The sequence below is a fragment of the Paractinoplanes brasiliensis genome (genome assembly GCF_004362215.1).
GTDB lineage: Bacteria > Actinomycetota > Actinomycetes > Mycobacteriales > Micromonosporaceae > Actinoplanes > Actinoplanes brasiliensis.
In genome coordinates this window covers 3,827,676-3,845,747 of record NZ_SNWR01000001.1, presented here as the reverse complement: position 1 = coordinate 3,845,747, position 18,072 = coordinate 3,827,676, and the positions used below count along the sequence as shown (strand labels likewise).

The 18,072-nt window shown below is 70.0% G+C and carries 16 protein-coding genes; 13 read left to right on the top strand and 3 right to left on the bottom strand.

Annotation, left to right across the window (positions count from 1 at the left end; genetic code table 11):
* Positions 1–65 precede the first annotated feature (65 nt).
* Positions 66–1,028, bottom strand: a complete 963-nt coding sequence (gene mtnA / locus C8E87_RS17195; RefSeq protein WP_133874042.1) for an S-methyl-5-thioribose-1-phosphate isomerase — start codon at positions 1,026–1,028, stop codon at positions 66–68.
* Between the two features lie 40 nt (positions 1,029–1,068).
* Between mtnA and C8E87_RS17190 the strand changes: the two genes are divergently transcribed.
* From C8E87_RS17190 to C8E87_RS17145, 10 genes are all read left to right on the top strand, one after another.
* The gene (locus tag C8E87_RS17190; RefSeq protein ID WP_133874041.1) at positions 1,069–2,139 is read left to right on the top strand and encodes a PHP domain-containing protein; all 1,071 of its coding nucleotides are present in this window, start codon (positions 1,069–1,071) and stop codon (positions 2,137–2,139) included.
* Between the two features lie 42 nt (positions 2,140–2,181).
* The gene (locus tag C8E87_RS17185) at positions 2,182–3,852 is read left to right on the top strand and encodes a DUF885 domain-containing protein (RefSeq protein WP_133874040.1); all 1,671 of its coding nucleotides are present in this window, start codon (positions 2,182–2,184) and stop codon (positions 3,850–3,852) included.
* A 491-nt stretch (positions 3,853–4,343) separates the two neighbouring features.
* Complete coding sequence (locus tag C8E87_RS17180; protein WP_243755151.1) at positions 4,344–5,486, top strand: hypothetical protein; 1,143 nt, start codon at positions 4,344–4,346, stop codon at positions 5,484–5,486.
* A complete protein-coding gene (locus tag C8E87_RS17175; protein ID WP_133874039.1) occupies positions 5,473–8,334 on the top strand; it encodes a sensor histidine kinase in 2,862 nt (953 codons plus the stop codon). Before C8E87_RS17180 ends, C8E87_RS17175 begins: the two co-directional genes overlap by 14 nt.
* Complete coding sequence (locus C8E87_RS17170) at positions 8,331–8,795, top strand: roadblock/LC7 domain-containing protein (protein ID WP_133874038.1); 465 nt, start codon at positions 8,331–8,333, stop codon at positions 8,793–8,795. The genes C8E87_RS17175 and C8E87_RS17170 overlap by 4 nt, the downstream gene beginning before the upstream one ends.
* Complete coding sequence (locus tag C8E87_RS17165; protein ID WP_133874037.1) at positions 8,792–9,253, top strand: DUF742 domain-containing protein; 462 nt, start codon at positions 8,792–8,794, stop codon at positions 9,251–9,253. Before C8E87_RS17170 ends, C8E87_RS17165 begins: the two co-directional genes overlap by 4 nt.
* Complete coding sequence (locus tag C8E87_RS17160) at positions 9,231–9,866, top strand: GTP-binding protein (protein WP_438866069.1); 636 nt, start codon at positions 9,231–9,233, stop codon at positions 9,864–9,866. Before C8E87_RS17165 ends, C8E87_RS17160 begins: the two co-directional genes overlap by 23 nt.
* A gap of 111 nt (positions 9,867–9,977) precedes the next feature.
* Positions 9,978–10,868 carry a hypothetical protein gene (locus tag C8E87_RS17155; protein WP_133874036.1) on the top strand — a complete coding sequence of 297 codons (891 nt, stop codon included), beginning with the start codon at positions 9,978–9,980 and terminating at the stop codon, positions 10,866–10,868.
* A gap of 226 nt (positions 10,869–11,094) precedes the next feature.
* Positions 11,095–12,126, top strand: a complete 1,032-nt coding sequence (locus C8E87_RS17150; RefSeq protein WP_133874035.1) for a UDP-N-acetylglucosamine 2-epimerase — start codon at positions 11,095–11,097, stop codon at positions 12,124–12,126.
* Between the two features lie 11 nt (positions 12,127–12,137).
* Positions 12,138–12,488, top strand: coding sequence for a hypothetical protein (locus tag C8E87_RS17145; RefSeq protein ID WP_133874034.1), 351 nt, complete (start codon positions 12,138–12,140; stop codon positions 12,486–12,488).
* On the opposite strand, the gene C8E87_RS17140 is transcribed toward C8E87_RS17145, so the two are convergent.
* Complete coding sequence (locus tag C8E87_RS17140; RefSeq protein WP_133874033.1) at positions 12,485–13,219, bottom strand: dienelactone hydrolase family protein; 735 nt, start codon at positions 13,217–13,219, stop codon at positions 12,485–12,487. The two genes, C8E87_RS17145 and C8E87_RS17140, sit on opposite strands and share 4 nt — an antisense overlap.
* A gap of 59 nt (positions 13,220–13,278) precedes the next feature.
* Here C8E87_RS17140 and C8E87_RS17135 point away from each other — a divergent pair, with 59 nt between their 5' ends.
* Positions 13,279–13,845 (top strand): TetR/AcrR family transcriptional regulator, encoded by a 567-nt coding sequence (locus C8E87_RS17135; RefSeq protein ID WP_133874032.1) that lies wholly within the window; start codon positions 13,279–13,281, stop codon positions 13,843–13,845.
* Here the strand turns inward: C8E87_RS17135 and C8E87_RS17130 are convergent.
* Positions 13,842–14,438, bottom strand: a complete 597-nt coding sequence (locus C8E87_RS17130; protein WP_133874031.1) for a TetR/AcrR family transcriptional regulator — start codon at positions 14,436–14,438, stop codon at positions 13,842–13,844. The two genes, C8E87_RS17135 and C8E87_RS17130, sit on opposite strands and share 4 nt — an antisense overlap.
* Positions 14,439–14,555: 117 nt before the next feature.
* Between C8E87_RS17130 and C8E87_RS17125 the strand changes: the two genes are divergently transcribed.
* Positions 14,556–16,142 (top strand): MDR family MFS transporter, encoded by a 1,587-nt coding sequence (locus C8E87_RS17125; protein ID WP_133874030.1) that lies wholly within the window; start codon positions 14,556–14,558, stop codon positions 16,140–16,142.
* Positions 16,143–16,356: 214 nt separating this feature from the next.
* On the top strand, positions 16,357–17,967 hold the full coding sequence (locus C8E87_RS17120) for a tetratricopeptide repeat-containing diguanylate cyclase (RefSeq protein ID WP_133874029.1): 1,611 nt from the start codon (positions 16,357–16,359) through the stop codon (positions 17,965–17,967).
* Positions 17,968–18,072: the final 105 nt, after the last annotated feature.

Sequence of the window (18,072 nt, the reverse complement as noted above, 5' to 3'; positions counted from 1 at the left end):
GCTTGGACAGCGAGACCGGAAACGGCGGGAGCGGCTTGGACGGCGGGAGCGCCGGCAGGGGCGGGCTACGGGGTTTCGGAGTGGTCCAGGCGGATGACTCGGCGGTCGGTCACGATGGCGGTCACCAGGTCGTGCGGGGTCACGTCGAAGGCCGGGTTCGCGGCCGGGGCCCACGGCGTGATCTCGGACGAGCCGCGGTCCTCGATCGGCACCGCGTCGCCCGAGGGGGTGCTGAGGTCGACGGTGGACTCGGGGGCGACCACCACGAACGGCAGACCGGCGCGGCGGGCGCCGAGGGCGTGGGCGTACGAGCCGATCTTGTTGATCACGTCGCCGTTGGCGCAGATGCGGTCGGCGCCCAGGATCACGGCGTCGACCTCGCCCCGGGCCATGAGGAAAGGGCCGGCCGAGTCGACCGCGACCCGATGCTCGATGCCCCACTGCGTGAGCTCCCACGACGTGAGCCGCGCGCCCTGCAGCAGCGGCCGGGTCTCGCTTGCGATCACGCCCGCGAGCGTGCCTCTCCGGTGGAGCTCGTGAACCACCCCGAGCGCCGTGCCGACGGTCACCGCGGCGAGCCCGCCCGTGTTGCAGTGTGTGAGCAGCCGCGGCCGGGTGCCGCAGAGTTCCACGATCAGGTCGGCTCCCCGGGCCGCCATGGCGGAGGAGGCGGCGATCTCTTCGTCGCGTACGCGGAAGGCCTCGTCGAGCACGGCCTGCGGACCCTGCCGCAACAGTCCGGCGGCACGACGGGCGCCGCGGGCCAGATTCACCGCTGTGGGGCGGGCGTTCTCGATCCGGTGGACCGCCGCGGCGAGCGCCTGCGGGTCGTCGGCGTGCACGCGGGCGGCCAGCGCCACGCCGAACGCGCCGGCCACGCCGAGGGCGGGAGCACCCCGTACGGCCAAGGATTGGATCGCCGCGACCAGCTCGCCCACCGTGTGCAGGCGGAGAATCTTCAGCTCCCCCGGCAGCACCGTCTGATCGATGATCTCGACAGCGCCGTCCACCCAGTCGATCGTCCGCATGCCCGCGATGCTAGTCACCGAAGCTTCTAGGCTGTCTGGCATGGCTTCTCGTGACCCGGTGGCGGACCTGCGGCGCATCGCCTTTCTGCTGGAACGTTCGAACGAGGCGACCTATCGGGTGCGCGCGTTCCGTTCGGCCGCTGCGAAGGTCGCCGCGCTCGACGAGGAGGAGCTGGTGGCGCGGGCCGGCGAGGGCACGCTGGGCGAGATCAGCGGCATCGGCGCCGTCACCGCTCGCTGTGTCGAGGAGTCGCTGCGAGGCGAGGAACCGGTCTACCTGCGCCGGCTCGAGTCGACCGACGGCATCGACCTGCACGGCGCGGCCCGTAAGCTCCGTGAGGCCCTGCGCGGCGACTGCCACTGCCACTCGGACTGGTCGGACGGCGGTTCCCCGATCGAGGAGATGGCCTTGGCCGCGGCCGACCTGGGCCACGAATACCTGGTGCTGACCGACCACTCGCCGCGGCTCACTGTGGCTCGGGGGTTGCCCGCGGCCCGCCTGCGCAAGCAGCTCGACTACGTGGCCCGGCTCAACGACCAGCTGCCCGAGGGTTTCCGCATCCTCACCGGCATCGAGGTCGACATCCTCGACGACGGCTCGCTCGATCAGGAGGACGAGCTGCTGGCCCGGCTCGACGTGGTGGTCGGCTCGGTGCACAGCAAGCTGCGCGACGAGTCGCCGCGGATGACCAAGCGGATGGTCAACGCGCTGGCCAACCCGCATCTCGACATCCTGGGCCACATGACCGGCCGCAAGGTGCCGGCGGCGGGCGAGGGCGACCAGGCGCACCGGCGGGTCCGCACCCGGCCGCCGAGCACGTTCGACCTCGACAAGGTGATCGCCGCCTGCCTCGAGCACAACAAGGCCATTGAGATCAATTCCCGGCCGGACAGGCTGGACCCGCCCAAGCGGATGCTCACCGTCGCGGTCGAGGCGGGCTGTCTGTTCAGCGTCGACACCGACGCGCACGCGCCGGGGCAGCTCGACTGGCTGGGCTTCGGCTGCGAGCGGGCCGCGATGTGCAACGTGCCGATCGAGAACGTGGTCAACACCTGGCCGATGGACCGCCTGCTGGAGTGGACCGCCGCCCACGGCGGCTCACCGGGGTAAAAAGCGGGCCCGTGAGGCACGGAGAGAACGTATGGTCGCCCAGTGGGACGAATTGATGACCTCGCTGACCGTTATGTCGATGAATGGGCGGACCTGAGCCCTCTCGGCGCCACCTATGTCGGCATCTCGGGGCACGACGCCAAGACCGACGACTTCTCCGCCGAGGGCTATGCGGCCCAGGCCGAGCTGACCCGCCGTACGCTCAATGATCTTGACGTGGTCTACCCGGAAACCGAGTCCGAGGCGGTCGCCAAGGACGCCATGATGGAACGGCTCGGGCTGGAGCTGGCCCGGGAGGAGGCCGGCGTGACCAAGAGCGAGATCAGCGTCATCAGCAGCGGCCTGCACGCGCTGCGCGGCGTCTTCGACGTGATGCCGACCACGGGTGAGGAGGCGGTCGCCAACATCGCGGCTCGGCTCAACGACCTGCCGCGCGCGCTCGACCAGTATCGCCGCACACTGCTGGAGGAGGCCGACGCGGGCCGGGTCAGCGCCCGCGCGCAGATGCTGGCCGTGGCCGAGCAGTGCGACGCGTGGACCGACCCCGACCGTGACGACTTCTATCGCGGCCTGGCCGCGGGGCTCGAGGCCGACGGCGCGCTCGCCGCCGAGCTGACCCGCGGCGCCGACGCCGCGACCGCGGCCACCGCCGACTTCGCCGAGTTCCTGCGCCGCGACCTGGCCCCGCGCGGACGCGACAAGGAGGCCGCCGGCCTGGAACGGTACGAGCTGGCCTCGCAGTACTTCCTGGGCGCCAAGGTGGACCTGCAGGAGACGTACGAGTGGGGGTTCGCCGAGCTGTTCCGGCTCGAGGAGGAGATGCGCGCGACGTCCGCGCTGATCGCCGGTTCGGGGGCCTCGATCGACGAGGCCGTGGCCGCGCTCGACGCCGATCCGGCCCGCAACATCGCCGGCAAGGAGGCGTTCCGCGACTGGATGCAGGCGCTCGCCGACAAGGCGATCTCCGAGCTGAACGGCACGCACTTCGACATCGAGCCGCCCGCGCGCAGGATCGAGTGCTGTCTGACCCCGACCAGCGACGGCAGCATCTACTACACCGGCCCGAGCGAGGACTTCAGCCGCCCGGGGCGCATGTGGTGGGCCGTGCCCGAGGGGGTCACCGAGTTCTCCACCTGGCGTGAGGTCACGACGGTCTATCACGAGGGCGTGCCGGGTCATCACCTGCAGGTGAGCCAGGCCCTGCTGCGCGCCGACACGCTCAACCGCTGGCAGCGGCTGCTCTGCTGGTGCTCGGGGCATGGCGAGGGCTGGGCGCTCTACTCCGAGCGGCTGATGGACGAGCTGGGCTATCTCTCCGACCCGGGCGACCGGCTGGGCATGCTCGACGGCCAGGCCCTGCGGGCAACCCGGGTGATCGTCGACATCGGCATGCACCTGGAGCTGGAGATCCCGCGGGACAACCCGTTCGGTTTCCACCCGGGCGAGCGCTGGACACCGGAGCTGGGCTGGGAGTTCCTGCGGGCGCACACGCGCATGGAGGAAAAGACGCTGCGGTTCGAGTGGAAGCGTTACCTCGGGTGGCCGGGCCAGGCGCCGTCGTACAAGATCGGTGAGCGGATCTGGATGCAGGCGCGCGAGGAGACCCGGCAGCGCAAGGGTGCGGATTTCGATTTGAAGACGTTCCACCGGGACGCACTGAACCTCGGAGCCCTGGGTCTCGATCCACTTCGCAAGGCACTCGCCCGCATTTGAGCGGTTTCGGGCTTTTCCCCGCTGCCTGTCGGCTTACGCCGGGGAAAGGCCCGTTCCTCCGCCCGTTCTGGCGTAATCCTCCCGCCACTATCGGCAAAATATTACGCACAGCTATAGCGCGACTACAAACGGTTGAATTGACACCGGTCTTATCGGTCACGACTGAAAAATCTTGCGGCTTCTCGTCGGGCTACTCTGCCGTTAACATCGCCGCGGTACCTTCCGGAACCGGTGTGGACTGGGGTTCTACCCGCTGTTTCGGAAACTGAACGCTTGTTACAACGACGACAACCGCACCCTGTATCCCCCGATCAGCCGAGAGAGATGTGTCCCTTGGAAAGGGGTTACTTGAGGTTTTCTCGGATAGATTGGTCCGGATCCGTGCGCCTGACGGCTACGGAAAGTAGCCAAATTTACGGCTCATCGCGTGTGCATGGCGGAGGACGAAAGCAATGAACAGCCGGCGAACTCGTTTAGGCTCCGCGATCGCGGTGATTTTGACGGTTTTGGTGCTTGTGCCGACAGCGGTGCTCTTCGGCCGTGTTTGGACCGACAACGCCGACTTACGGGACAACACGGAGCTGGAGAAGAAGGGTGTGGAGTACATCACCGCCCTGACTCCGCTGGTCAGCGCGCTGGCCGAGTCGCAGTCGACGGCCCTCGCCGGGGTCGCCGAGCCACCCGAGACGCTGGCCGCCGCGGTTGCCGGCGTTTCCGCCGTCGACGGCCGGATCGGTGACCAGCTGCGCACCAAGGAGCGCTGGGCCGACATCAAGGCCAAGATCGGCAAGCTGCCCGACGCCGCCGGCGCGGTCAACAAGCTCAACACGCACATCGAGGTCACCGACCTCACGCTCGCGCTCTACACCGCCGTACAGCGGAACTCCAAGCTGTCCCTCGACCCGGACGCCGACGTCTCCAGCCTGCAGCAGGCCGTCGCCACCTACATGCCGCGCGTGACGGTCGAGGTGAACCGCACGGGTGACTACGCGAACCTGCTCCAGGTCCTGCCCGCGGCCAGCCGCCCGCAGATCCAGGCGCAGTTCGGCTACCAGGTCATCGCCGTGCAGGAATCGGTCAAGCGGCTCACCGAGGCGCTGCAGGCCGCGGTCGACAACACCACCAGCGCGACGCTCAGCAGCAGCCTGGTCAACGCCCTCGACTCGTTCCGGCGCGGCATCGAGCAGATCATCCGTGGCGCCGACCCGACCGGTGGTCAGCCCAGCGCGGCGACGATCACGACGGCGCAGACCACCCTGCAGGGCGCGCTCAGCAATCTGGCCGGCGTGACGCTGCGCGAGACGGACCGCCTGCTCGACGACCGGCTCGACTCGCTGAGCTACCGCCGCGGCGAGGCGATCGCGATCGGTGTCCTGGCCCTGCTCCTCGTGGCCGGCGCCCTGGTCTGGCCGACCTTCTCGCGTCGCCGCGAGGCCACGCCCGCCGCCCCGGCCGACCAACGCCCGATCGGCGAGTCCACCCGCGACGTCGCGCTCGACCGGCCCGGCGGCACCCCCACCCCGTACGGCGCAGCACCGCCCCCGCCCTACGGCGCGCCGAGCCCGTACGGTCAATCGCCCGGTTACGGCGAGCTCGACCCGACACGTGGGGAGCGATCCGGTGCTCTTCGGTAAGCTCCGCATCCTGGGCAAACTCGCCCTGCTGGTGCTTGTGCCCCTGCTCGGCGTCGTGGCGCTGAGCGTGCCGATCATCGTCAACCGCGTCCAGGCCGCAACCGACGCGCAGAACACGTCCGATCAGGTGGCCCTGGCCTCCCGCGTCGGCACCGCGGTGCAGGAACTGCAGGAGGAGCGTCTGCTCTCTGTCGGGTTCCTTTTCCGCCTGGTCAACCAGAACGACCTGGCGGTGCAGAGCGCCGCCGCCCGCGACGCCGTGGCCCGCGTGGACGACGGCGGCGACGCCGTGTCCCGCGACCTGGCCCGAGCGCTGCGCAACGCGGCCAAGCTCGACATCACCCGGCAGAACGTGCTCAACCAGGCCATCGCGCCGAACGCGATTGTCGACGACTTCACCAAGGTCATCACCCCGATCATCACCGGACTCGGGCTGTCGTCGAACGCCGACCTCAAGACCGGCGTCGGCCGGCAGATGTTCGCCCTCGAGCAGTCCCTGCTCAGCGACGACCTGATCAGCCAGGCGTCGGGGCACCTCACCGCGGCCGTCGTGCTCAAGCAGGACGGTGTGCCGCTGATCGGCCTCTTCAGCCGGTCACTGCTCCAGCTCCAGCAGGTGATCACCAACGCGGAGCAGTTCTTCACGCCCAGCCAGTACCGGCTCTACCTCGGCGCCCAGGACGCGTTCTCGGCCCGGGTCGGCGCCCAGTTCCTGGAGGAGGCCCAGACCAACCCGGTCGAGGCGGTCGGACGGCTGAAGATCGAGACGCTGTTCCCGTCGCTGCAGTCCGTGCTCGTCCTCGGCGGCTTCGTCGAGAAGCGCGTGGCCGCGGACGTGGACGCGATCGTGACCAACAACCGCGACACGGCCATCCGGGACGCCTTCCTCATCGGTGGCGGCTCGTTGCTTCTGCTGCTCATCGTGGTCGCGCTGAGCCTGTTCATGGCCCGCGCGGTCGCCCGGCCGCTGCGCCGCCTCACCACCTCGGCCGACCGGATCGCCCGCGCCGCCGAGGCCGAGCTCGAGAGGGTGGCCGACGACGACGCCGAGTCGGTGCGCCCGATTCGACTCGACCCGGTCGACGTCGAGGCCCAGGACGAGATCGGCGACCTGGCCCGCGCGTTCGACCGCGTACAGACCACCGCCGTCCGGCTGGTGGAACGTCAGGTGCTCGGCCGCCGCAACGTCGCCCAGATGTTCGCGCACGTCGGACGGCGTACGCAGAACCTGGTCGGCCGCCAGCTGGCCCTGATCGACAACCTGGAGCGCCGCGAGACCGACAGCGACCGCCTCTCCGAGCTCTACCGCCTGGACCACATGTCAAGCCGTCTGCGCCGGAACGCGTCCAGCCTCGTCGTGCTCTCCGGCGGCGCCGGCGCCAACGAGCACATGGCCCCGCTGCCGCTGCAGGACGTCGTCCGTCTCGCCCTGGGTGAGATCGAGGACTACACCCGCGTCGACGTCGATGTCCCGGAAGAGATCGTGGTCGTGCCGGCCGTCCTGGCCGACCTGACCCTGCTGCTCGCCGAGCTGATGGAGAACGCCACCGCGTTCTCGCCGCCGCACACCCGCGTCGTGATCAGCGCGAACGAGCTGCGTGGGGGCGCCCGTCTGGCGATCATCGACCAGGGCCTGGGCATGCCACCCGAGCGCCTGGCCGAGGAGAACGCCCGGCTCACCCGCCGTGAGCGGCTCGACCTGGCGCCCAGTGAGGTGCTCGGCCTGTTCGTGGTCGGCCGGCTCGCCCGCCGGCACGGCATCGAGGTCACGCTGACCGAGACGCCCGGCGGCGGCATCACGGCGTGGGTCGACCTGAACCCGTCGCACCTGATCGCCCGCGTGTCGAACACGCACATGCAGGAGATCCCGCCGTTCCCGTCGGTGTCCGCCCCGACCGCGCCGAGTCACCACACCTCCGAGTTCGCCCAGGTCATCGCCGGTTCCGCGGCGCGGGCCTCGGTTCCCGGCAGCCAGCAGCCGTTCGATGCCAACGCGCTGCAGCGCGCCACGCAGACCCTGGAGAGCGGGCAGTCGTGGAACGCGTTCGCCCCGGCCCGCGGCGGAGCGCCGATCGAGGGCCAGCCGGTCTACGACGCCGAGCCGGTGTACTCGCCGTATCAGCAGCCCGTCGCCTATCAGGAACCGGTTCCCTACCAGGAACCGGTGGTTTTCCAGCAGCCCGTCATCACGCCGGACTACGACCTGAACGCGCCCGTCGCGGGCCGGGTCCCGGCCGCGATGCCGGAGCTGCCGGCCGCCGGGCCCAACGCCTGGCACCAGCAGTCACCGGAGCCGCCCCAGGCCACCTGGACGGCGCCGGCCGTCGAGCCGCCGCCCGCCCGGCCGGCGATTCCGCACCAGCGCACCAGTGAAGAGGACTACCGGTACGCCCCCCAGGCATACCAGCAGCCGTCAGTCCCTCAGCACCAGCCGGCCTCCCAGCCGCCGCAGCCGAGCACCGGAAACACCGGTCCGCTGCGCCGGCGGGTGCCGGGTAGCCAGCTGCCGGCCGAGAGCGGCACGCCCCTGCCCAGCCGTCCGCCGTCCGAGGACGACGCGATGGCGGCACGGGCCGCGTTCGACGACTTCGAGGCCGGCGTCAGCCGCGCCCAGTGGCACGTCGCCGAGACGAACATGTCGTCGCCGCCGTCGGCCGGACACGCTCCCCTGGCGCGCCGCGTACCCGGCGCGACCCTTCCCCAGGACGAGCCGAACTACCCGCCGCCCGCCTCACCGAGCCTGCCTCTCGACCCGGAGGCGGCCCGAGCCCTGATGGAACAGTTCGAGTACGGCGTCGCACTCGCGCTGAACGAAACTCAGCCACAACCCGAGGGACAACCGCGATGACTTCCCCCTACAGCACCGACACCGGTAACGGTTACGCCCAGTCTCAGCTGAGCGCCGAGGCCAAGACGTTCAACTGGCTGCTGGACTCCTTCACCTCGGGCACGGCCGGGGTGATCGAGGCCATTGCGGTGTCTTCCGACGGCCTGTTGATGGCGATGTCGGCGATCAAGGACCGGCCGAACGCGGAGCGACTGGCTGCTGTCGTCTCGGGCCTGACCAGCCTGGCCGGCGGCGCCGCGAGCTGGTACCGCCTCGGTTCCCTGAACCGCGTGATCATCGACATGGCCGACGGGTATCTGCTGGTCACCGCGATCAGCGCCGGCTCGGTGCTCGGCGTCATCGCCGATCGCTCGGCAAACCTGGGCACGCTGGCGTACGAGATGACACTCTTCGCCACCCGCGCGGGTGGCGCCCTCAGCCCGCGTTTGATCGCCGAGTTGAAGAACGCCGTTCAACAATGACCTATTCGGACCCCGACGACCCGGCACACCCGGCTCGGCCGAGTGTCCGCCCCTTCCTGCAGTCCGGCCCGCTCTCGGCCGGCGGTTACCGTCCCGCGACCCGGGACGAGGAGCCGCCGGCCGGCGAGCAGACCTCTGGCTTGCGCCCGTTCGTCATCACGTCCGGGCGCACCGACGGCGCCGATCCCAACATCGGGATGGAAACCCAGGTGACCGTCAACCCCGCCGCCGGTCCCGTGCGCCTCTCCCCCGAGATGCGCGCCATCGTGGGCCTCTGCGGCGAGCCCGTCTCCGTGGCGGAGATCTCCGCCCGGCTGCGCCTACATCTCGGCGTCACCCGCATCCTCGTCGGCGACCTTCGGGCCGCCGGCCAACTGGACGTCCACGTGCTGGACAACGAGACCCCTGACCCTGAGACCATCATGCGAGTGATCCGTGGACTACGAGCAATCACCTGACCGCATTGTCGGCACCGCCGCTGTCGGCAGCGGCGACCGTCCGAAGAAGGCGCCGGTCCCGGTAAAGATCATCGTTGCGGGCGGCTTCGGCGTCGGCAAGACGACCACCGTCGGCGCCATCTCGGAGATCTCACCGCTGACCACGGAGGCCGAGATGACCTCGGCGGCCATGGGCATCGACGACCCCGGCCAGGCCACGATGAAGACGACGACGACCATCGCGATGGACTTCGGCGTGCTGACCATCGACCAGACGCTGAAGCTCTACATCTTCGGCACGCCCGGGCAGTCGCGCTTCGCCTTCATGTGGGACGACCTGATCAAGGGGGCTCTCGGCGCGCTGGTGGTGGTCGATACCAACCGGATCGACGACTGTTATCCCGCCGTGGACTACTTCGAGCGCGCCGGGCTTCCGTTCGTCGTCGGCGTGAACACGTTCAACGGTCAAATGAGCTACAGCCTGGATGAAGTGCGCTGGGCTTTGGCCGTACGCGAGGACGTGCCAATCCTCTCCTTCGACGCCCGTTTCCGCGCGTCGGTACGGGACGCGCTGCTCGTGGTGCTCGATCAGGCCCTCGACAAGGCCATCCGTCAGAAGTCCTCGTACTCCTGACGGCGGGTGTGCGGCGGGTCGCGCAGATCGAGGTTCCCAAATCGGCCTCCGAGCGGGCAGAGTGGTAACCGGCGAGACCCGCTACGAGAGGACGATCAGGTGCGAGGCGGATTGGATGACGCTCTCGAAAAGCTCGCGCGCCGTGATGAGCTGCGCCGCCGTGCCGCCGGTGAGGCGCCGTCGACCACACCTCCTGCCGTCAACGAGCTCGTCGAGGCGATCGCGGCGGTTGTCGCGCGCCATCCGGAACTGGGCGTGAGCGTCGGCGTCGAGGGCGCCGGCGATCCACTTCTGCTGCATTTCTATCTCTCCGACGGCCAGGTGCAGGTCAACGCGGAGAACGCCACAGCCCTGACGCCCGATGAGCCCGGCCCCCGGCACGTGGATTTCGACCTCGACGCCGACGAGCCGGTCGATCGGCCCTATTCGGCGGCGCCCTATTCGCCCGCTGCCCCCGCCGCTGAGCCGGTGAGTCACGACGATCAGGACAGGTTCGGCCCGGCGAGCGTCGGCTACCCGTCCGACGATCGCTTCTACGGCGATTCCGACACCGCCGAGCGCCGGTACGGCTCGTTCGGCTCCCCGGCCGCCGCCGACGCCTATCCGGAGCGCGACCCGGGCGAGTCCTCCCGTGACCTGGGCGCACGCCTGCGTGACCTCGGCATGGCGTCGGGCACTCAACCAGCGGCCTATCCGCCCCACCCGTTCGCGGCCACGCCGCCCCCGCCCGTGCCGCCGCAGCATTCGCAGGCCCCGTCCGACTCGTCGGCCGCCACTCGCCGCATCCAGCCCGAGCAGCACCGCCCGCCCGCCGAGCCGTCCGCGGCCGAGCGGGGCGTGCCGGCGCCCGGCCCGATCCCGGAGCAGCGTGGCATGCCGACCCCGCTGCCGCAGCCGATTCCACTGCAGGTCGAGCGGCCCGAAGAGACCGAGATGGCAGCCCGCCGGCTGGCCGCGCTGCTGCGGGACGACCCTTCGCTGCTCGACGGCCCGCGAGGCTGACCGTCGCTCACCGTAATGTCGACGTAGCAGCATTGCGTATCGTCGACGTGCCCGGTTTTGCCCCGTCTGACCCGCCTGAGATGTCTGGGTTAGGCCGTTCGGCCAGTTTCGTCTCGCCGGGCTTGTATCACGCTCAGTAACTGAAATAGCGTTCGAGTCGTTCCCGCTACGGCGCGTGACCTACACCGGTTTCCGCGGCCCACCTGCGTACGTCTCGGAGTGCTCGATGCCCTTGCCCGAAGTCCACCTGGTCGCCGGCACCCCCGCCGAGGCCGTGCGGCTCGCGCCGGTCGCGCTCGCCATGCGCGAACAGGGCCGTCTCACCCCGATCGCGGTGGTCACCGGCGCCGAACCCGACACGGTCGGCGCGACGCTGACGCAATTCGGCCTCACCCCGAAGATCACCCTGCCGTCCGGCGCCGACGACGCCGGCACGATGCGCCGCTTCGACGACCTGTGGGCCGCCCGTACGCCCGCGGCGGTGGTGGTCCGCGACGGGCTCGCCCCCGCGCTCGCGGCGTACTGGCGACGGGTACCGATCATGACGATCGACGCCGGCCGGCGTTCCGGCGAACTCGGCTCGGTCTCGGCCCTCGAGTCGCAGCGGCGCATGCTGGCCCAGATCACCACCGTTCACCTGGCCGCCACACCGCTCGCCGCGATGAACCTGCTGGACGAGCGGGTGATTGCGGGCGACACCCTGCTCACCGGCGGCACCGCGCAGGATGCCGCGCAACTGCTGGCGGCGCGGACGATCGTCGCCCCGCCCCGTGAAAAGCGTACGGTCGTGCTGGGCCTGCCCACCGAGCGCGCCGACGCGATCGGCCCGGCGCTGCGCTACCTGAGCGGCCGCTACCCCGACCTGGAGGTCGTGCGGGCCGCCGACACCGCGCCCGGCCTGGAGCTCGCCACCCTGCTGGCCCAGGCCTACGCCGTGGTCACCGACGACGAGGACCTGGTCGAGCAGGCCCTGGCCGCGTACTGCCCGGTCCTGATGATCGGCATGGAGTCCCAGCACGGCGAGGCGCTGCTGGCCGGCAGCGCCCGCTTGGTCCAGCCCGACCCGGCCGCCATCACCAGCGAGGTGGCGGCGCTGCTCGAGACCCCTGTGCAGCGCGACTCGATGGCGATCGCCGGCAACCCGTACGGGGACGGCCTGGCCGCCTATCGCATCGCCCAGGCCACCGCCGCCCTGCTCGGGCACGGGCAGTTCCCCGACCCGATGCCCGCGAAGCCCGTGGCCGGCGTGGCCCGATGAAGGAGGAAACGGTGGATGTCGCGTCCTTCTGGACCCGTTCGTGGACCAGCGACGACCGGGTCGCGGTACGGCAGATGCTGGCGCCGGACGCCGAGATCGAATGGAACCTGGACGCGCCGGTCGACGACGAGGAACTGGTGCAGGTGCTCCACCGGATCGCGGTCTTCGCCGAAGCCGTGACCCTGGTCGGGCAGACCCGGGCCGACGACGGCGCCGCGCTCGTCTACGACCTCAAGGCGCCGTTCGGCACGGCCCGGATGGTGGAGTTCCTGACCATCGCGGGCGGCCGGATCACCGAGGTGCGCCAGGTCTACGACGTGACCGCGACCGACCGCTTCTTCCCGGGCCTGTACGCCAACTAACCGGCGAAACGGTCGAGCAGCGCGAACAGGTTGACCCAGTGCCGCTGCTCGGCCTCGCGGTCGTACATCGCGGTGTCGGACATGGTGAAGCCGTGCGGCGCCCCCGCGTACACCTCGGACGTATAGGTCACGCCGGCCTCGTCGAGCGCGGTCTCCAGGATCTTGATCTGCTCGGCGGTCATCGACCGGTCGTTGTCGGCGTGGGCGAAGTAGACCTCGCCGCTCAGCGACCCGACACCCAGGTGCGGGCTGTCCGGCTGGTCGGTGACGACTCCGCCGGCGTGGAAGCCGGCCACCGTCGTGATCCGGTCGGGATGCTTCTCGGCCGCCACCAGCGCGTTCCGCGCGCCCATGCAGTAGCCGACGATCAGCACCGGTCCCTCGGTGTTCAGGAAGTCGAGATAGGACGCTGTGTCGGCGGCGACCCGGTCGGCGGTCAGGGCCTGAATCATCGGCATGAGCCGGCCGAACGCGGCGCCACGCTTCTCGTTGTCGGCCAGTTCCTCGGGCGAGACCAGCGGCGACGGCCCGCCGCGGTAGAGAATGTTCGGCGCCAGCACAGTGAACCCGCGCTCGGCGATCCGCCCGGCCATCTCGGCGATGCGCGGGCGCAGGCCGAACGCGTCCATGAAGAACAGAACGCCCGGGTACGACCCGTCGCCGTCGGGCTTCACCAGGTAGGCGTCGGCCGTTCCGTCCGCGGTGGAGATCTGCACGGTAGTGGTCTGCATGGGCGCGACGGTAACACCAAATGGGGATGAATCCCCGGTCCCGTAATACCCTGTCACCCATGGCCGATCGACTGCGTGCGGACGCGCAGCGTAACCGGGCTGCGCTGATCGCCGCGGCTCGCGACGTCTTCGCCGAGCACGGGCTGGACGCGTCGCTCGACGAGATCGCCCGCCGGGCCGGGGTCGGCAACGCCACGCTTTACCGGCGCTTCCCGACCCGTCGCGACCTCGTCGCCGAGGTCTTCGCCGGGCAGATGACCGGGTACGTCGAACTCGCCGAGACCGCGCTGGCCGACCCCGACCCGTGGGCCGGCTTCGTCGGCTACCTGACCCGGCTCTTCGAGGCCCAGGCGACCGACCGCGGCCTGTCCGAGCTGCTCGCGAACAGCGGGTTCGACGACGACGAGCGGCTGGCCGGGCTGCTCGCGACAGCCCAGCGCGGCGCCACCGAGGTGATCCAGCGGGCCCAGAGCGCGGGCCGGCTGCGCGACGACTTCACCCGTGAGGACATCAGCCTGCTCATGCGCGCGAACGCCGGGGTGCTGCGCTCCTCGCCCGACTCCGGCGCCTGGCAGCGCTACCTTTCCCTCGTACTGGAAGGTCTTGGGGTTTCCAAAGATCTTTAGCCGAAGCCGCGGCGGGCCTCGGCCAGCGTCTCGGAGACCAGGTCCCACAGGTTCGTGCCCGGCGGCCGGTCGAGCCAAATGTGCAGCGCGACCCGCAGCGACGCGAGGAAGACGGCCGACGTCATTTTCACCCGTACGCTGCCCGGGTCGTCCCCGGAGTGGGCCGCGATCTCGTCGGACAGGTCGCGTTCGAGCGCCGCGAACGTCTGCACCTGGGCCGCCACGAGCGCCGGCTGAGCCCGTACGAGACGGCTCTGTGCCACCCAGTGCGGGTCGAGCTCACCGAGCCGCAGATAGAACTGCCGGGCCGCTGCGGTCAGCGCATCCCACGTCGGCTCGGCCGCCGGACGGGCCCGCACCTGCTCGATCAGCAGCGTGATGCGCTGGCGCTCGCCGTAGAGCAGCGCCTCTTCCTTACTGCCGAAGTAGTTCGAGAACGTACGCCGGGAGACGCCGGCCTCGTCGGCCACGGCCTCCACCGTCACGCGGTCGAAGCCGTGCTCGATCGCCAGTCGCATCGCGGCGGCGTGCAGCGCCTGCCGTGTCGCGGCTTTCTTCCGCTCGCGCAGACCGGGCTCGGCAGTGGTGCTCATGACCTGAGCGTACCGGCGCGTGATTCGCTTCTCAATGAGAAAGCTTGCGCAATAGGCAAGCTTTCTAGATAGTTGTATGAAGCAATCACTTCTTCTGCGAGAGAGGCGGCTGCGCGCATGAGCGCCACCACCGTCGGCACCCGCCCGGGCGCCATGTCCCACCGCCAGATCATGGAGGCGCTCTCCGGCCTCCTGCTGGTTCTGTTCGTCGCGATGGCCAGCTCGACCATCGTCTCCACCGCGCTTCCGAAGATCATCGGCTCGCTCGACGGCAGCCAGACCCAGTACACCTGGGTCGTCACGGCCACCCTGCTGACGGCCACCGCCTCCACACCGATCTGGGGCAAGCTGGCCGACCTCTACAGCAAGAAGCTGCTGGTCCAGATCTCGATCGTCGTGTTCGTGCTCGGCTCGATCGTGGCCGGCTTCTCGCAGACCGCCGGCCAGCTGATCGCCGCCCGCGCCTTCCAGGGCCTCGGCATGGGTGGCGTGCAAGCCCTCGTGCAGGTCGCGATCGCCGCGATGATCCCGCCCCGGGAGCGCGGCCGCTACAACGGCTACCTCGGCGGCGTCATGGCCCTGGCCACGGTCGGCGGCCCGTTGCTGGGCGGCTTGATCGTCGACACCGCCTGGCTCGGCTGGCGCTGGTGCTTCTTCATCGGCGCCCCGATCGCGGTCGTCGCCCTGATCGTGCTGCAGAAGACGCTGAACCTCGAGGTCATCCGCCGGGCCAACGTCAAGATCGACTATCTCGGCGCCACCCTGATCGCCGCCGGAGTCAGCGTGCTGCTCGTCTGGGTCTCGTTCGTCGACAGCAACTTCGCCTGGATCTCGTGGCCCACCCTGGCCATGGTCGGCGCGGGTCTGGCACTGCTGGCGGCCGCGATCTGGGTCGAGTCCCGGGTCGCCGAGCCGGTCGTCCCGCTCGACATCGTCAAGCAGCGCGGCACCGCCCTGTCGATCATCGCGAGCCTCGCGGTCGGCATGGCGATGTTCGGCGGCGCGGTCTTCCTGGGGCAGTACTTCCAGATCGGCCGAGGTTACAGCCCGACCGAAGCGGGCCTGCTCACGGTCCCGATGATGGCCGGCATCCTGGTCTCGTCGACGGTCTCGGGCCGCATGATCACCAAGAGCGGACGGCTCAAGCCGTACATCGTGACCGGGACGATCGTGCTGGTCATCGGCTTCGCCCTGCTCTCCTTCCTCGACCACGAAACCCCACTCTGGTACGTCGGTGTGGCGATGGCCCTGGTCGGCGCGGGTGTGGGCATGTCGATGCAGAACCTGGTGCTCTCGGTGCAGAACACGGTCTCGCTCAAGGACATCGGGGCGGCCAGCTCGACGGTGGCGTTCTTCCGCTCACTCGGCGGCACGATCGGCGTCTCGGTGCTCGGCGCGGTGCTCGCCCGCCGGGTCAGCGACCAGATCACCCGCGACCTGGCCGGCGCCGGCGTGCCGGCCGGCAGCACGAGCGGCGGCAGCACGCTGAACCTCGCCGCGCTGCCCGACTCGGTCCAGCACATCGTGCGGGCCGCGTACGGCGACGCCACCGGGCACATCTTCCTGATCAGCGCGGCGATCGCGGTGGTCGGCGTGGTGGCCGCGCTGCTGATGCGCCCCACCGCGCTCCGCTCGACCGTCGACGCGACGCCCGAGCCCCCGGTCGTGGACGAAGAGGAACAGGTCCCGGCGCTCAGCCGCTGACGTCAACCCCGCGACGGCGCCCGTTTCGACGGGCGCCGTCGCCTTGCGTGGTCTATGTGACCTTCTGTGGCGACATTGCTCACGTCTGTGACGATGGAATCGCGGGCTCACCGAGAGCTAACCTTCGGAAGCAGAGCGCTGATCATGACGGAATCCCTCAACCGACGGGCGACGCTGTCGATCAGTGGCCCAGAAGCGAAAGGGGGTTGGCCACGTGGATCACGACCGGCAGGTGCTCGACCGGGAGAAGCTGAGTGCTGCCCTGCTCCAGCTGGAAGACGAGATCCACTGGGACGCCGCCCCCACCCTCGAGCTCGCCCAGCGCTACGAGCAGCAGGCCCACCTGCTCGGCGACGAACTGCTGGTCGCCCGGGCCCGCCTCTGCCAGGTCAACATGCGGATGCGCGCCGGTGACGTCGCCGACGCCGCGCAGCGCATGTGGCAGGTCCACCAGTGGGCGGTCGACAACAGCGCCCGCCAGCTGACCGCACGGACCCACCTCGTGTGGGCCGCCATTCACCGCCACCTCGGCGACGCCGCCCAGAGCCTCGACCACGCCGTACGCAGTGTCGAGCTGCTCGACGACACCGCCACCGCGTTCATGCACATCTGGCACCGCGCCAAGCTCGCCGACGCGCTGGCCTTCGCCGGCTCGATGGAGGCCGCGCGCGAACGGTTCGTCCAGGCCGAGCGCCTCACCGAAGAGCTCGACCGGCCGTTCCTGCTGCTCTACGTGCTCAACAACTACGCCTACTCGGAGCACGCGGCCGGCAACTTCGCCCGGGCGGCCAAGGTCGCCGATCGGGTGCGCGCGCTCTCCGCCAAACACGGCTTCGAACTCGACGCCACGGTGCTCGACACCATCGGCGCGATCGAGATGAGCAACGGGCACTACGCGCAGGCCGAGCGGACCATGCAGGCCTCGATCGAGAAGTACCGGTCGATGCGCCGGCACGACGCCGACGCCATGCCCGAATACCTGCTCAACCTGGCCCGGGCCCAGCGCGGGCTCGGGGCGTACGAGCGGGCCCAGGCCAGCCTGGACGAGTCGCGCCGGCTCTGCGCCGACCGCGAGCTGGGCCATTTCCTCGTACAGACCTACCAGGAGCAGGCTGAGCTGCACGCCGCCCGGGGTGAGTTCGCCGAGGCGTTCGAGGCTCACAAGGTTTTCTTCGCTGCCTACAAGGTGCTCCAGTCCAGCCAGCGGGAGGCGCAGGCCCGCACCCGGCAGGCGATGTTCGAGACGGCCGAGGCGCGGCAGGAAGCCGAACGGTTCCGCGAGCAGGCCCGGCGTGACCCGCTGACCGGGCTGCGCAACCGCCGCTACATCGACGAGCAGCTGCCACGGCTGATCGAGAACGATCCCGACATCACGGTCGCCATCGTCGACCTCGACCACTTCAAGCGGATCAACGACCAGCTCTCGCACGACGTCGGCGACCAGGTACTGGTGCAGGTGGCCAAGCTCCTCGAAACCGAGCTGGCCGCAGTGTCACCCGACGGGTTCGTCGCCCGGATGGGTGGCGAGGAGTTCCTGCTGGTGCTGCCGAGCTGCCCCTCCTCCCGAGCCGGCCACGAGATCAACCACATTCGCCGCTCCGTCGGCGCCTACGACTGGACCGGCATGACCAACGGGCTGCCGGTCACGGTCAGCATCGGTGTGGCAGGGGTGGACGACGCCGAATTCCGTACGCAGCCCGGCCTGCTGTCCACAGCCGACCGCAACCTGTACGCGGCCAAGCACCGCGGGCGCGACCAGGTGGTATGCGGAATCCCCGGGCCGGACCGGAACCGTTCCTACCGTGACCGGGCGTCCGCGGCCTGACCTGCTTCTTCACCCCACCAACGATCGATCTCTATATGATCGTTCCGGACCGCTACGCTTTACCGACTGACGGACAGTCGGCCCGGTGCGGATCGGGCGAAGGAG

Bases quoted from the DNA above. Each gene is read 5' to 3' on its own strand.
- mtnA (WP_133874042.1), bottom strand. From the start codon at position 1,028: ATGCGGACGATCGACTGGGTGGACGGCGCTGTCGAGATCATCGATCAG.
- C8E87_RS17190 (WP_133874041.1), top strand. From the start codon at position 1,069: ATGGCTTCTCGTGACCCGGTGGCGGACCTGCGGCGCATCGCCTTTCTG.
- C8E87_RS17170 (WP_133874038.1), top strand. From the start codon at position 8,331: ATGACTTCCCCCTACAGCACCGACACCGGTAACGGTTACGCCCAGTCT.
- C8E87_RS17165 (WP_133874037.1), top strand. From the start codon at position 8,792: ATGACCTATTCGGACCCCGACGACCCGGCACACCCGGCTCGGCCGAGT.
- C8E87_RS17150 (WP_133874035.1), top strand. From the start codon at position 11,095: ATGCCCTTGCCCGAAGTCCACCTGGTCGCCGGCACCCCCGCCGAGGCC.
- C8E87_RS17140 (WP_133874033.1), bottom strand. From the start codon at position 13,219: ATGCAGACCACTACCGTGCAGATCTCCACCGCGGACGGAACGGCCGAC.
- C8E87_RS17135 (WP_133874032.1), top strand. From the start codon at position 13,279: ATGGCCGATCGACTGCGTGCGGACGCGCAGCGTAACCGGGCTGCGCTG.
- C8E87_RS17130 (WP_133874031.1), bottom strand. From the start codon at position 14,438: ATGAGCACCACTGCCGAGCCCGGTCTGCGCGAGCGGAAGAAAGCCGCG.
- C8E87_RS17125 (WP_133874030.1), top strand. From the start codon at position 14,556: ATGAGCGCCACCACCGTCGGCACCCGCCCGGGCGCCATGTCCCACCGC.